Raw genomic sequence first — 13,299 nt, 5'->3', positions numbered from 1 at the left:
CACGCGGGTTCTTTGCAAAAGTAGCCGGATTGCCCGGCGCCTGCGATTCGCGCCAATGGGATCATCCGTAATAGGCGACGGGCGTGCCGGCCAGAACGCTCATGTTCAGCAGCCCGCGCGTCGTGATCGAGGGCGTGACGATATGCGCGCGGTTTCCCATGCCCATCAGGATCGGCCCGACCTCAAGCCCGCCTGCCTTCATCTTCAGCGCATTTCGCACAGCCGATGCCGCATCGGCATTCGAAAAGATCAGGGTATTCGCCGCACCCTCGAGACGCGAACCCGGGAAGATGCGCGCGCGGATCTCGGGGTCGAGCGCGCTGTCCACATGCATCTCGCCCTCATACATGAAATCGGGCTTCTTCATGTCCAGAAGCCGCATTGCCTCGCGCATCTTGCGCCCTGAGGCGCTGTCGAGATTGCCGAATTGCGAATGGCTGCACAGGGCCACGCGCGGCGCAAGGCCGAAACGGCGCACATGACGCGCAGCGCCGCAGGCGACCTCGGTGATCTGTTCCGGGGTGGGATCCTGATGAACCTGCGTATCCGCGATGAACAGCGGCCCATCCTCCAGGATGATCATGGACAGCGCGCCATGCGGGCGCAGCCCGTCGCGGGCCAGAACCTCTTGAATATAGCGCAGATGCCACGAGAATTGCCCGAACGTGCCGCAGATCAGGCTGTCGGCCTCGTTGCGATGGACCATGACGGCGGCAATGGCGGTCGTATTCGTGCGCATGATCGCGCGAGCAATGTCAGGGCTGACGCCCCGGCGGGCCATGAGGTTGTGGTAGGTCTCCCAGTAATCGCGATACCGCGGATCGTTCTCGGGGTTCACGATCTCGAAGTCGCGTTCCGGACGGATGGGCAGGCCCGCACGTTCGGCGCGCATGGCGATGACCTCGGGGCGGCCGATCAGGATCGGAACGTCGGTGGTCTCCTCCAGCATCGCATTGGCGGCGCGCAGGACGCGTTCATCCTCGCCCTCGGCAAAGGCGATGCGGCGGGTGGCGGTGGCGGCGGCCTCGAAAACCGGGCGCATGATCATGGCCGAGCGGAAGACCGAACTGTCCAGTTTCTGCTTGTAGGCCGCAAGATCGGGCAGGGGGCGCGTCGCCACGCCCGACTCCATCGCCGCGCGCGCCACCGCGCTGCTGACCACGCCCACCAGACGCGGATCAAACGGCTTGGGGATCAGATAGTCGGGGCCGAAGGTCAGTGTCTCGCCGCGATAGGCGGCGGCGGCCTCGGCGGCGGTCGTGGCGCGGGCCAGCGCGGCAATGCCCTCGATACAGGCGATCTTCATCTCGTCGTTGATCGTCGTCGCGCCCACATCCAGCGCGCCGCGGAAGATGAAGGGAAAGCACAGGACGTTGTTAACCTGATTGGGGTAATCGCTGCGCCCCGTGGCGATGATCGCGTCGGGGGCGACGCTACGGACCTCGTCGGGCAGGATTTCCGGCGTAGGGTTCGCCAGCGCAAAGACGATCGGGCGCGGGGCCATGCGCGCAACCATCTCGGGCTTCAGAACGCCCGGCCCCGAGAGGCCCAGGAACAGGTCGGCGCCGTCGATCACCTCGGCCAGGCTCCGCTTGTCCGAGGGCTGGGCGTAAGCGGCCTTTTGCGGGTTCATGTCCTCGGCCCGGCCCTGATAGACCAGCCCGTGAATGTCGCAGAGCCAGACATTCTCGCGCTTCACGCCCAGCTTCAGCAGCATGTCGAGGCAGGCGATCCCCGCAGCCCCTCCGCCGGTCGAGACGATCTTGATGTCCTCGAACCGCTTGCCGGCGATGCGCAGCGCGTTCGTCGCCGCCGCGCCCACCACGATCGCGGTGCCGTGCTGGTCGTCGTGAAAGACCGGGATGTTCATCCGCTCGCGGCAGATCTTTTCCACGATGAAGCAGTCGGGAGCCTTGATGTCCTCGAGGTTGATGGCGCCAAAGGTCGGTTCCAGCGCGCAGACGATCTCGGCCAGCTTCTCGGGATCGGGCTCGTTCAGTTCGATGTCGAAACAGTCGATGTTCGCGAATTTCTTGAACAGGACCGCCTTGCCCTCCATCACCGGTTTCGAGGCCAGCGCGCCGATATTGCCCAGGCCCAGAACCGCCGTGCCGTTCGAGACGACCGCGACCAGATTCCCGCGCGAGGTGTAGCGCGCCGCGTTCGTCGGATCCGCCTTGATTTCCAGACAGGCCTCGGCGACGCCGGGCGAATAGGCCCGAGACAGGTCGCGCCCGTTGGCCAGAGGTTTCGTCGCGCGGATCTCCAGCTTCCCGGGGCGCGGAAACTCGTGATAATCCAAGGCTGCCTGCCTGGCGCTGTCCTGCCTGCGTTCTTCCATCTCTGCCCCTCCGCTTTGGGAATTGGTTTACCGTTAAACCATTTCCGCGGCCTCGAACAGACGCGATGTCGCAGGCTTTGGCGCAGAGGGGGCGAGACGCTGCTGGCGGCTTGCGCCTGTCGCGATGCGGGCGCAAATTGCGGGGAACACGGATGAAAGGCTTGAACATGTCACTGGTCGATGCTGCGCGAGAGGTGCGCGAACGCGCCTATGCCCCCTATTCCCGATTCAAGGTTGGTGCGGCGATCCGTGGTGCGTCGGGCGCGGTCTATCGGGGCTGCAATGTCGAGAACGTGGCCTATCCCGAAGGCACCTGCGCCGAGGCCGGGGCCATCGCCGCCATGGTCGCCGCAGGCGAGACCGAGCTGGTCGCGGTCGCCGTGATCGCCGACAGCCCCAGCCCGGTGCCGCCGTGCGGAGGCTGCCGCCAGAAACTGGCCGAGTTCGGCCGCGCCGATGTGCCGGTGACGCTGGCCACGACCGACGGGACGCTTCTGCAGACCACGATCGGCGATCTGCTGCCGGGCCGGTTCGATGCTGGCCACATGGACCGCACATGACCGATCCGCGCCCGGTGATTGCGGCGGTGCGCGACGGACGCGGGCTTGACGGTCCGGGCGCGGCGCTGATCGCACAGGGGCTGGCCGATGGATCGGTCAGCGACGCGCAGGCGGGGGCCTTCGCGATGGCGGTGCTGACGCGGGGCCTGGGCGTGCCGGGCCGCGTGGCGCTGACCCGTGCCATGCGCGATTCGGGACATGTGCTGCAATGGAACCTGTCCGGGCCGGTCGTGGACAAGCATTCGACGGGCGGCATCGGCGACACGGTCAGCCTGATCCTGGCGCCGCTGCTGGCGGCACGGGGCTGTTTCGTGCCGATGATCTCGGGGCGGGGGCTGGGCCATACCGGCGGCACGCTGGACAAGCTCGAGGCGATCCCCGGCTATCTTTGCGACCAGTCCGAGGCTGATTTGCGCCGCATCACCCGTCAGGTCGGTTGCGCCATCGTCGCGGCGACGGCGGAACTCGCGCCTGCGGACCGGCGGCTTTATGCGATCCGCGACGAATCGGGGACGGTGGAATCCATCGACCTGATCACCGCCTCGATCCTGTCCAAGAAGCTGGCGGCGGGGCTGGATGCGCTGGTTCTGGACGTGAAATCCGGCTCGGGCGCGATCCTCCAGAAGGCCGACAGCGCCGAAAGGCTGGCCCTTGCGCTGGTCGAGACGGCGAATGGCGCGGGCTGCCGGACGGCGGCGCTGATCACCGACATGGACCAGCCTCTGGCCCGCAGCGCCGGCAATGCGCTTGAGGTCGCCGAGGCCATCCGCGTCCTGCAGGGCGAGCCGGGCGCGCTGCGCGACCTGACACTGGCCCTTGCGACCGAGGCGCTTGCACTGGCCGGGCAGAGCGCCGAGGGTCTTGCACAAACGCTGAACAGTGGCGCCGCCGCCGAGCGTTTTGCCCGCATGGTCGCCGCGCAGGGCGGCCCCTCTGACCTGCTGGAGCGCCCCGAGGCTCATCTGGCGCGCGCCCCCGTCATCCGCCCCGTGAGCGCGCCTGCGGGCCATGTCGCACGGATCGACGTGGCCGCGCTTGGTCATGCTGTGGTTGCGCTTGGTGGCGGGCGCGTGCGGGCGGGCGAGCGGATCGACCCGCGCGTGGGACTTGACAACCTGGCCCGTCTGGGCGAGGCGGTCGGCCCGGACCGGCCGCTGGCCATGGTCCATGCCGCCGACGAGACCGCCGCCGACATCGCCGTCGCCGCCGTCGCGGCCGCCTATCATCTGGGCGATCCCGCCGATCCCGGCCCGCTGGTCCGTGCAAGGGTGGCGCCATGAACCGCGCCTTCCTGATCGTGATGGACAGCGTTGGCATCGGCGGCGCACCCGATGCGGCGATATTCTTCAACGACGGCCTGCCCGATACCGGCGCCAACACGCTGGCCCATATCGCCGCCGCGCATCCCCTGCGGATGCCGGTTCTGGACAGCCTCGGACTGGGCGCGGCGCTGCGTCTGGCCTCGGGGGCGGATGCGCCGGGGCTGGACGCCGAACCCTCGGGTCTCTGGGCGGCGGCGACCGAAATCTCGCAGGGCAAGGACACCCCCTCGGGCCATTGGGAGATCGCCTGCGTCCCCGTGCCGTGGCAATGGCACTACTTTCCAAAGATCGTCCCCAGCTTTCCACCCGAGGTCACGGCCCGCATCCGTGATCTGGCCGGGACCGAGGGAACCTTGGGCGATTGCCACGCCTCGGGGACCGAGATCATCGACCGCTTCGGCGCGGATCACCTGCGGACCGGCTGGCCGATCTGCTACACGTCTGCCGACAGCGTGCTGCAGATCGCCGCGCATGAGGAAGCCTTTGGCCTGGACCGGCTGATCGCGCTCTGCCGCGATGTTGCGCCGATGCTGCACCAGATGCGCGTGGGCCGCGTGATCGCGCGCCCCTTCCTTGGCCAGCCGGGCGCGTTTCATCGCACCGCGAACCGCCGCGATTTCGCCATCGCGCCGCCGGGCGACACAATCCTCGACATCGCGCATCGGGCGGGGCGCGTTACCCATGCGGTCGGAAAGATCGGCGACATCTTCAGCCATCGCGGCATCACCCATCAGCACAAGGGCACAGACGCGGAACTGGCCGGCCACCTGATCCGCCTTGGCCGCACAGCCGAACCGGGCAGCCTGACCTTCGCCAATTTTGTCGAATTCGACGCAGCCTTCGGCCATCGCCGCGACATTCCGGGCTATGCGGCTCATCTGGAATGGTTCGATACGGTCGCGGGGCGGTTTCTGGCGACCCTGCGGCCGGGCGACCTGGCCGTTTTCACCGCCGATCACGGCAACGACCCGTCCTGGCACGGCACAGACCACACGCGCGAACGCGTGCCGGTCCTGGTGCATGGCGCGGGGCGGGGCGAGGCCGGGCTGGTCGGCTTTTCCGATATCGGCGCCTCGGTGCTGGCCCATCTGGGCCTTCCGGCCGCCGCACATGGGACATCCTTTCTATGAAAAAGACCGAAATCCACCTGCATCTTGAAGGCGCTGCGCCCCCTGATTTCATCCGCGCCCTGGCCCGCGAGAAGGGCGTCGATCTGACCGGCGTCTTCGATGAACGCGGCGCCTATGCCTATCAGGGCTTCGAGGGCTTCCTGCGCTGCTACGAGGCCGCGACGGCCGTTCTGAAGACCCCCCGCGACTATGCCCGCCTGCTGGCCGAGGTGCTGGAACGCAGCGCCGAAGAGGGCGTGATCTACACCGAGTTCTTCGTCTCGCCCGAATTCTGCGGCGGTGGCGATCTTTCCGCATGGCGCGATTATCTGGCCGCCATGACCGAGGTTGCCGACGAGGCCCGCGCCCAAGGGATCGAGAGCCGCGGCATCGTCACCATCATCCGCCATTTCGGCCCCGAACGCGCCCGCCTGACCGCGCGCTGCGCCGCCGAAACGGCCTCGGCCGACTGGACCGGCTGGGTCACGGGCTTCGGCATGGGCGGGGCCGAGCAGATGCACAAGGCCACCGATTTCGCCTGGAGCTACGACTGCGCGCGCGAGGCCGGGCTTGGCCTGACCTGCCATGCGGGAGAATGGGGCGGGCCCGCCTCGATCCGCGAGGCGCTGGCGCTTGGCTGCACGCGGATCGGCCACGGCGTGCAGGCGATCGAGGATGCCGAGCTGATGCGCGACCTGCGCGAGGCGGGCGTCACGCTGGAGGTCTGCCCCGGCTCGAACGTGGCGCTTGGGGTCGTGCCGGACTGGGCCGCCCATCCCATCGCGCGGCTTGCGGATGCGGGGCTGCGCGTTACCGTCTCGACCGATGATCCGCCGTTCTTCCACACCACGATGCGCGATGAATACGACCGGCTTGCCTCGACCTTCGGCTGGGGCGATACGGAATTCCGACAGATCAATCTCTGGGCGCTGGAGGCCGCTTTCTGTGACCAAGCGACCCGCGACCGCCTGATGAAGGACTTTGCCTGATGCAGCACCTGACCATTGTCGATCACCCGCTGGTGCAGCACAAGCTGTCGATCATGCGGCAAAAGGACGTATCCACCGCCGGTTTCCGCCGCCTCCTGCGCGAGATCAGCCTGCTTCTGGCCTATGAGATCACGCGCGAACTGGAACTGACCTCGACCCGGATCGAGACGCCGCTCTGCGAGATGGACGCCCCCATGCTCGAGGGCAAGAAGCTGGCCCTGATCTCAATTCTGCGGGCGGGGAACGGGCTGCTGGATGGCATCCTGGAACTGATTCCGGGCGCGCGCGTGGGTTTTGTCGGCCTCTACCGCGACCCCGAGACGCTGAAGCCCGTCGAATATTACTGCAAGGTGCCGCGCGAACTGGATGCACGCATGACGATCGTGGTCGATCCGATGCTGGCCACGGGCAATTCCTCGGTGGCAGCGATCAACATGCTGAAGGAACGCGGCGCGAAGAACCTGCGTTTCCTGTGCCTTCTGGCCGCACCAGAGGGTGTGGCACGGATGCGCGAGGCCCATGCCGACGTGCCGATCTTTACCGCTGCGCTGGACGAACGGCTGGACGATCACGGCTATATCGTGCCCGGCCTGGGCGACGCGGGCGACCGGATGTTCGGCACGAAATAGCGGCTGTTAACCCGGCCTTCACGCGCTGGCTCTAATTCTTGTCGCAGTTTGCGGCAAGGAGATCCCATGATGCGTGTTCCGGCTCTGTTGGCTTTGCTGCTGGCCCCGCTTGCGGCGCTTGCCGCGCCGGTGCCGCCGCCACCTGCGAATTTCTCGGGCAGTCAGTATATCGACGGTCAGGGCTGCGTCTTTCATCGGGTCGAGGGCGGCTGGAAGGCGCGCACCGACAGCGCGGGTCAGCCTCTCTGCGGCTTTCCACCCAGTATCGAGATGCGACGCCTGGACCCTGACAGCAGTCATGTCCTGCCCGTCGCCCGGCCGGAACCTTCACACGATCCGGCTGCCCTCTTGGCAGAAAGGCTGGCTGAGGAATTGCGACAAACGGATCTGGCCGAGCCCAGGCCCATCGCAGCAGGCGCCGAATCTTCACCATTCAGCGAACAGATCGCGGTCAGCCTTGCGGTGCAGCAGCGCGCAACGCAGGTTTTCGGCGTGCCCGACAATCTTTGCCGCCGACTTGGCTACAGCGACGGGCCGGTCGATGGTGGCTTGCCGGACCCGACAGGCTTCTGCCCCGGCCTGCGCCCGCCTGCACCCGCCGCATTGCTCGGCGACGCGCCTTCCGCAACCCGCAACGCCGCGCCGCGCCCTGTCCCCGCACCGTCGCGGCGCGCCGCCGCTCCCGTTGAACGTCAACGCGGGGCCCCGGCACCGACCCGGCAGACCGGTGCCGAACCGCCGCGCCCTGCGCCTGCTCCGCGGGTCGAGATGATCCCGGCTCATGCCCGCTATGTTCAGCTGGGTATGTTCCGGCGAGAAGACGCCGACAGGGCGGCCCGCGCCCTGGCGACGAAAGGTCTGCCAGTCGCACGCCTGCGATCCCAGGGCGACCAGCCGATCGTCATCATGGCCGGGCCGTTCGCCGACCGCCAGAAGCTGATCGAAACATTGAACCGCCTGCGCTCCGAAGGCTGGCCCGGCGCCGTTGCCCGTTGAACAAGTTGTCGGTCGATCAGGCGGTCCTGACCGCCTCGATCATTCGCGCCACATTGTCGGGATCCGCATCGGGAGTGATACCGTGGCCCAGATTGAAGATATGCGGCCCGCCCCGGAAGGCTCGCGTGATCCGCTGCGCCTCGGCGATCAGATTCGGCCCGCCTGTGACCATGTGCTGCGGCGCCAGATTGCCCTGCACGCAACCATCGATCTGGACATGGGCTGCAGCCCATTCGGCAGAGACCGAATTGTCCAGCGCCACGCAATCGGCCCCGGTCGCCTTGGCAAAGCCGATGTATCGCTGACCGGCCTCGCGCGGAAAGGCGATGATCGGCACGCCCGGATGGCGTGCCTTGAGCGCGGCAATGATCCTGCGCGTCGGTTCGACCGCGAAATCGTCGAAATCGCGGCCCTTCAGGCTGCCTGCCCAGCTGTCGAACAGTTTGACGACCTCGGCGCCTGCCTCGATCTGCCGTGACAGATAGGCGATCGTCGCCTCCGTGATCAGGTCGATCAGCGCGGTAAAGCTGGCCCGGTCGTTGTTCTTCAGGTCATGCGCCGGCGCTTGATCCGGGCTGCCGCGGCCGGCAATCATGTAAGTTGCAACCGTCCACGGGGCACCGGCGAAACCGATCAGCGCGGTTTCGGCCGGAAGTTCCCGGCGCAGGATCCGGATCGTTTCGTAAATCGGGGCCAGGCGCTCGTGGATCCGGTCGGCAGGTTTCAGCGCCGCAAGGTCCGAGGCTGCGCGGATCCGGCTTAGCCTTGGCCCCTCGCCCGTCACGAACCACAAGTCGGCGCCAAGCGCCTGCGGCACAAGCAGAATGTCGGCAAACAGGATCGCTGCGTCAAAGCCAAAGCGCCTGACGGGTTGCAGCGTGACTTCTGCTGCCAGTTCGGGATTGTAGCAGAGTGACAGGAAATCTCCTGCCTTGGCGCGGGTGGTGCGGTATTCCGGCAGATATCGTCCGGCCTGACGCATCATCCAGATCGGCGGGGTCGGCAAGGTCTCACCCGCCAGGGCACGCAGCAGAAGTTTGGTCATGATGCCTCCTGATCCCCTTCAAAGCGAGGGACAGGGCGTTGTCAAGCTGGGGGAGGGCAGGTATGGCGGGCGCATGACACGCTTTCCCGACCCCACCCGCCCTCTTCGGATCGGAACACGCGGCTCTGCGCTGGCGCTGGCCCAAGCTTACGAGACGCGCGACCGGCTCATGGCCTGTCACGGTCTGTCCGAGGATGCGTTCCGTATCGTCGTGATCAAGACGACCGGAGACCGCGTTCTGGACCGGCCGCTCAGCGAGATCGGCGGCAAGGGGCTGTTCACCCGCGAAATCGAAGAGGCGATGGCGTCGGGCGAGATCGATATCGCCGTTCACTCGATGAAGGACATGCCGACGCAGCAACCGGACGGGCTGGTGATCGACTGCTTCCTGCCTCGCGAGGATGTGCGCGATGCCTTCATTGCGCCGGATCATCCCTCTATCGATTCCCTGCCTCGCGGCGCGGTTGTCGGCTCGTCGAGTCTGCGGCGGCGCGCGCAGTTGTTGCATCGGCGTCCCGACCTCACGCTGGTCGAGTTCCGCGGTAATGTGCAGACCAGATTGCAGAAATTGCAGGATGGTGTAGCGGTTGCGACCTTTCTTGCCATGGCGGGCCTGTCGCGCCTTGGACTGGCTCAGATTGTACGCAGTCCGGTCGAGCCCTCTCAGATGCTGCCCGCAGTCGCGCAGGGCGCCATCGGAGTCGAGCGGCGTCTTGATGACGAGATGGCGGCTTCGCTTCTTGCTCCGATCAATGACCGGCCGACCGAATTGCGGGTGCGGGCCGAACGCGCTTTTCTGGCGCGCCTTGACGGTTCCTGTCAGACACCAATCGCCGCATTGGCCGAATTGACGCGAGACGGATTGAAGCTGCGCGGCGAGATCCTGAGGCCGGATGGCACCGAAGTTCATGCCGCTAGCCGTCAAGGCAGCACGAGCGATGGTGCGGCAATGGGCGACGATCTGGCGCGCGAATTGCTGTCTCGCGCGGGTCCGGGCTTTCTGGCTGGCGTCTGACCTGCGCCAACTTGTCGCGATCAATAACTACGGATCAAGCCGACCAGACGACCCTGGATGCGAACGCGGTCCTGCGGCAGAACGCGCGTCTCATAGGCGGGATTCGCGGCCTCAAGCGCGATCATGGAACCCTTGCGGCGATAGCGCTTAAGCGTTGCCTCCTGACCATCGACCAAGGCTACGACAATATCGCCGTTCTCGGCCGTATCCTGTTCACGGATCACGACGATGTCCCCATCATTGATCCCGGCATCGATCATCGAATCGCCTGTCACTTCAAGGGCGTAGTGATGTTCGCGCCCGGTCAGCATGGTGCCCGGCACCGCAACGTGGTGGCTGACTTCGCTGATTGCCTCGATCGGGACGCCAGCGGCGATCCGACCCATCAGCGGCAAATCGACAGCAGGGCTGTCCACAACCGACATCGCCCCGCGGGGGCGCGACGCGCGACTACCCGGAACGACGCGCGGGCTGAACCCGTCGGGCTGGGTGGCAGGCATATTGCGCGGCAACAGGGCATCCGGCAGGCGCACGATCTCCAGCGCGCGGGCGCGATGAGGCAGGCGGCGGATGAAGCCGCGCTCCTCCAGAGCCGTGACCAGTCGATGAATTCCTGATTTGGATCGAAGATCCAGCGCATCCTTCATCTCCTCGAACGAGGGCGGCACGCCGTCGCGGTCCATGCGCTTCTGTATGAATTCCAGCAATTGAATTTGCTTCTTCGTGAGCATCGCCCGCAATCCCCCAAAAGTTCTTTCATTGTTCTAGCCGAGCCTGCGAATCTCGTCAACAAGCTGAAAGGATCGAGGTGAAGAAATCGTTAATCGTCAGGGGTCAAGAGGGATGTAGTCCAGGATCTCTCCTGCCTCGCGGGCGGGGTCGCCTGCCGGGCGCACCAGAAGCGCCTCGGCCGAAGACAGGACTGACAGCAGCGCAGAGTCCTGACGCTCGAACGGATCGGCGCGGGGCAGATCCTCCCCTGGTTTCAGGATTGCACGAAGGTAATGTTCGCGCGAACCCTCGGGCGGCAGGGCGCGCGCAAGCCGGGCGCGATGGCGTTTGGGTCCGGGGTTGATCCCCTGCATCGCCCGCAGCAGCGGCTGCATGAACAAGATGCCGCATATTATTGCCGAAACAGGGTTTCCGGGCAGGCCCAGCAAAGGCATGGTTCCCAGCATTCCTGACAGAAGAGGCTTGCCCGGACGCATCGAAATCTTGTGAAAATCGCGCTTGAACCCCTGATCGGGCGCGATTTTTGCAATCATGTCCCGATCTCCCACCGAAGCGCCTCCGATCGTGACCAGAAGATCCGCCCCTTGTGCTGCATTCAGACCCTCTTGCAGGTCAGATGCCGTATCGCCGGCGATCGGCAGCAGGCGGGGCTGGGCTCCGGCCTGGGTGGCCAGCGCCGCGATGGCAAGGTGGTTCGATGCGATGATCTGGCCTTGGCGAGGGGTCGCGCCGGGTTGTAACAACTCGTCGCCGGTCGGCAGGATCGCGACAACGGGTCGGCGTGCAACCTGAACCCGAGGAATGTTCATTGCCGCCAACAGACCGATATCGGCCGCCGACAGCCTGCGGCCCGGTGCCAGACGGTGGCCTGCGACGAAATCCGAGCCGCGCGGGCGAATATGGCGCTCGGTCGAGGGGTTGATGACCGTGACCCTATCGCCGTCGCGGATGGTGTTTTCCTGCATCTCGACACGGTCGTAGAACGCGGGGACGGGCGCGCCGGTGAAGATGCGGATGGCGGTTCCGGGGCGCGGGGTGCCATGCCAGGGATGGCCGGCGGCAGCCTCGCCGATGATCGTCAGCGGACCGGGCAGGTCGGCATCGCGCAGGGCGTAGCCATCCATTGCGGCGCTGTCGAAGGGAGGATTTGTCAGAGCGGTGGGAGGGGCGTCCAGCAGAGCGCGGCCATAGGCGGCCTCAAGGCCGATCGTCTCGGCGCGCGGGGCAGAGGCCAGCGCCAGGACGCGAGCCCGAGCTTCGGCAACCGTGATCATGGCGCAACCCGATAGTGGCCCGACTTGCCCCCCGTCTTGGAAATCAGTCTGACGCCTTGAATCTCCATGCCTTTTTCGGCCGCCTTCAGCATGTCATAGATCGTCAGGCAGGCGGTGGTCACGGCCGTCAGCGCCTCCATCTCGACGCCGGTCGGTCCGGTGGTGCGGACGGTCGCTGTCACTCGGATGCCGGGCAACCCCGGATCGGCGTCCAGGTCCAGCGAGACCTTGGACAAAGGCAGGGGATGACAGAGCGGGATCAGGTCGGCCGTGCGCTTGGCGCCCATGATCCCCGCCAGTCGCGCGACCCCCAGCACATCGCCCTTGGCCCCGCCGCCCTGGGCGAGGGCCAAGGTCTCGGGCCTCATGCGAACGACACCTTCGGCCACGGCCTCGCGCAGGGTGGCGGGTTTCGCCGAAACATCGACCATATGGGCCTGGCCGGTTGGGTCGAAATGCGTCAGGCTCATGCCGCGACCTTCAGGATGGCGCGGGTGGCCGCAGCAACATCGGCCTGCCGCATCAGACTTTCGCCGATCAGGAAGCGCCGGGCGCCCACCTGCATCATCGCTCCCAGATCGGCAGGCGTGAACAGGCCGCTTTCGCAGACAAGCTGCCGGCCGGCCGGGATGCGGGGCGCCAGATTGCGGGTCACGTCCAGCGTCACCTCGAAGGTCTTGAGGTTGCGGTTGTTCACCCCGATCAGCGGCGATTTCAGCGCCAGCGCGCGGTCCAGTTCGTGGGCGTCATGCACCTCGACCAGCACATCCATGCCCCAATGGATCGCAGCGTCCTCAAGATCGCGGGCCAGCGCATCCTCGACCGAAGCCATGATGATCAGGATGCAATCGGCACCCCAGGCGCGGGCCTCTGCCACCTGATAGGTGTCATAGAGGAAATCCTTGCGCAGCACAGGCAGATCGCAGGCCGCGCGGGCCTGGGCCAGATAGTCGGGCGCGCCCTGAAAACTGGGGCCGTCGGTCAGCACCGACAGGCAGGCCGCGCCGCCTGCCTGATAGGCACGCGCGAGGGCCGGCGGGTCGAAATCGGGCCGGATCAGTCCCTTCGAGGGGCTGGCCTTCTTGATCTCGGCGATCAGCGCCGGGCCGGTCTGTGCGGCGCGGTCGAGGGCGCGGGCAAAGCCGCGCGGGGCATCGGCGGCGCGGGCCTGCGCCTCGAGTTCGGCCAGCGGACGCGCCGCGCGGGCGGCGGCGATCTCGTCCAGCTTGTAGGCCTTGATCTTGTCAAGAATGTTCATGCCCCGGTTCTAGCCGCACAGGCCGTCCG

Annotated in this window: 13 protein-coding genes; 7 read left to right on the top strand and 6 right to left on the bottom strand. The window is 66.5% G+C overall.

Annotation, left to right across the window (positions count from 1 at the left end):
- Positions 1-61 precede the first annotated feature (61 nt).
- The gene (locus tag KY389_RS04085) at positions 62-2,341 is read right to left on the bottom strand and encodes an NADP-dependent malic enzyme (RefSeq protein WP_219829529.1); all 2,280 of its coding nucleotides are present in this window, start codon (positions 2,339-2,341) and stop codon (positions 62-64) included.
- 167 nt (positions 2,342-2,508) lie between these two features.
- Here KY389_RS04085 and KY389_RS04080 point away from each other — a divergent pair, with 167 nt between their 5' ends.
- From KY389_RS04080 to KY389_RS04055, 6 genes are all read left to right on the top strand, one after another.
- Entirely contained in the window at positions 2,509-2,901 is a 393-nt protein-coding gene (locus KY389_RS04080; protein ID WP_219829528.1) for a cytidine deaminase, read from the top strand.
- Positions 2,898-4,181: a thymidine phosphorylase gene (locus tag KY389_RS04075; RefSeq protein WP_219829527.1), complete on the top strand. Its 1,284-nt coding sequence runs from the start codon at positions 2,898-2,900 to the stop codon at positions 4,179-4,181. Before KY389_RS04080 ends, KY389_RS04075 begins: the two co-directional genes overlap by 4 nt.
- On the top strand, positions 4,178-5,353 hold the full coding sequence (locus KY389_RS04070; RefSeq protein ID WP_219829526.1) for a phosphopentomutase: 1,176 nt from the start codon (positions 4,178-4,180) through the stop codon (positions 5,351-5,353). Before KY389_RS04075 ends, KY389_RS04070 begins: the two co-directional genes overlap by 4 nt.
- On the top strand, positions 5,341-6,321 hold the full coding sequence (locus tag KY389_RS04065; RefSeq protein ID WP_219829560.1) for an adenosine deaminase: 981 nt from the start codon (positions 5,341-5,343) through the stop codon (positions 6,319-6,321). The genes KY389_RS04070 and KY389_RS04065 overlap by 13 nt, the downstream gene beginning before the upstream one ends.
- The gene (gene upp, locus KY389_RS04060) at positions 6,321-6,950 is read left to right on the top strand and encodes a uracil phosphoribosyltransferase (protein ID WP_219829525.1); all 630 of its coding nucleotides are present in this window, start codon (positions 6,321-6,323) and stop codon (positions 6,948-6,950) included. Before KY389_RS04065 ends, upp begins: the two co-directional genes overlap by 1 nt.
- 66 nt (positions 6,951-7,016) lie before the next feature.
- The gene (locus KY389_RS04055; RefSeq protein WP_219829524.1) at positions 7,017-7,946 is read left to right on the top strand and encodes an SPOR domain-containing protein; all 930 of its coding nucleotides are present in this window, start codon (positions 7,017-7,019) and stop codon (positions 7,944-7,946) included.
- Positions 7,947-7,962: 16 nt separating this feature from the next.
- Here the strand turns inward: KY389_RS04055 and hemE are convergent, their stop codons facing one another.
- Entirely contained in the window at positions 7,963-8,991 is a 1,029-nt protein-coding gene (hemE, locus tag KY389_RS04050; protein WP_246587929.1) for a uroporphyrinogen decarboxylase, read from the bottom strand.
- Between the two features lie 73 nt (positions 8,992-9,064).
- Between hemE and hemC the strand changes: the two genes are divergently transcribed.
- Positions 9,065-10,006 carry a hydroxymethylbilane synthase gene (gene hemC / locus KY389_RS04045; protein WP_219829523.1) on the top strand — a complete coding sequence of 314 codons (942 nt, stop codon included), beginning with the start codon at positions 9,065-9,067 and terminating at the stop codon, positions 10,004-10,006.
- A 20-nt stretch (positions 10,007-10,026) separates the two neighbouring features.
- Here hemC and lexA read toward each other — a convergent pair whose 3' ends face one another.
- The 4 genes from lexA to trpC all read right to left on the bottom strand — a co-directional run bounded on the left by lexA (position 10,027) and on the right by trpC (position 13,270).
- The gene (gene lexA, locus KY389_RS04040; RefSeq protein WP_219829522.1) at positions 10,027-10,737 is read right to left on the bottom strand and encodes a transcriptional repressor LexA; all 711 of its coding nucleotides are present in this window, start codon (positions 10,735-10,737) and stop codon (positions 10,027-10,029) included.
- A 96-nt stretch (positions 10,738-10,833) separates the two neighbouring features.
- The gene (locus KY389_RS04035) at positions 10,834-12,012 is read right to left on the bottom strand and encodes a molybdopterin molybdotransferase MoeA (RefSeq protein WP_219829521.1); all 1,179 of its coding nucleotides are present in this window, start codon (positions 12,010-12,012) and stop codon (positions 10,834-10,836) included.
- Positions 12,009-12,482, bottom strand: a complete 474-nt coding sequence (moaC, locus tag KY389_RS04030; RefSeq protein WP_219829520.1) for a cyclic pyranopterin monophosphate synthase MoaC — start codon at positions 12,480-12,482, stop codon at positions 12,009-12,011. The genes KY389_RS04035 and moaC overlap by 4 nt, the downstream gene beginning before the upstream one ends.
- Entirely contained in the window at positions 12,479-13,270 is a 792-nt protein-coding gene (trpC, locus tag KY389_RS04025) for an indole-3-glycerol phosphate synthase TrpC (RefSeq protein ID WP_219829519.1), read from the bottom strand. Before trpC ends, moaC begins: the two co-directional genes overlap by 4 nt.
- Positions 13,271-13,299: the final 29 nt, after the last annotated feature.

This window comes from Paracoccus bogoriensis, from assembly GCF_019431455.1.
Classification (GTDB): Bacteria; Pseudomonadota; Alphaproteobacteria; order Rhodobacterales; family Rhodobacteraceae; genus Paracoccus; species Paracoccus bogoriensis.
The sequence above is the reverse complement of the archived record's forward strand: the minus strand, read 5'-3'. Positions and strand labels throughout refer to the sequence as shown.

Bases quoted from the DNA above. Each gene is read 5' to 3' on its own strand.
- KY389_RS04085 (WP_219829529.1), bottom strand. From the start codon at position 2,341: ATGGAAGAACGCAGGCAGGACAGCGCCAGGCAGGCAGCCTTGGATTAT.
- KY389_RS04080 (WP_219829528.1), top strand. From the start codon at position 2,509: ATGTCACTGGTCGATGCTGCGCGAGAGGTGCGCGAACGCGCCTATGCC.
- KY389_RS04075 (WP_219829527.1), top strand. From the start codon at position 2,898: ATGACCGATCCGCGCCCGGTGATTGCGGCGGTGCGCGACGGACGCGGG.
- KY389_RS04070 (WP_219829526.1), top strand. From the start codon at position 4,178: ATGAACCGCGCCTTCCTGATCGTGATGGACAGCGTTGGCATCGGCGGC.
- upp (WP_219829525.1), top strand. From the start codon at position 6,321: ATGCAGCACCTGACCATTGTCGATCACCCGCTGGTGCAGCACAAGCTG.
- KY389_RS04055 (WP_219829524.1), top strand. From the start codon at position 7,017: ATGATGCGTGTTCCGGCTCTGTTGGCTTTGCTGCTGGCCCCGCTTGCG.
- hemE (WP_246587929.1), bottom strand. From the start codon at position 8,991: ATGACCAAACTTCTGCTGCGTGCCCTGGCGGGTGAGACCTTGCCGACC.
- hemC (WP_219829523.1), top strand. From the start codon at position 9,065: ATGACACGCTTTCCCGACCCCACCCGCCCTCTTCGGATCGGAACACGC.
- lexA (WP_219829522.1), bottom strand. From the start codon at position 10,737: ATGCTCACGAAGAAGCAAATTCAATTGCTGGAATTCATACAGAAGCGC.
- KY389_RS04035 (WP_219829521.1), bottom strand. From the start codon at position 12,012: ATGATCACGGTTGCCGAAGCTCGGGCTCGCGTCCTGGCGCTGGCCTCT.
- moaC (WP_219829520.1), bottom strand. From the start codon at position 12,482: ATGAGCCTGACGCATTTCGACCCAACCGGCCAGGCCCATATGGTCGAT.
- trpC (WP_219829519.1), bottom strand. From the start codon at position 13,270: ATGAACATTCTTGACAAGATCAAGGCCTACAAGCTGGACGAGATCGCC.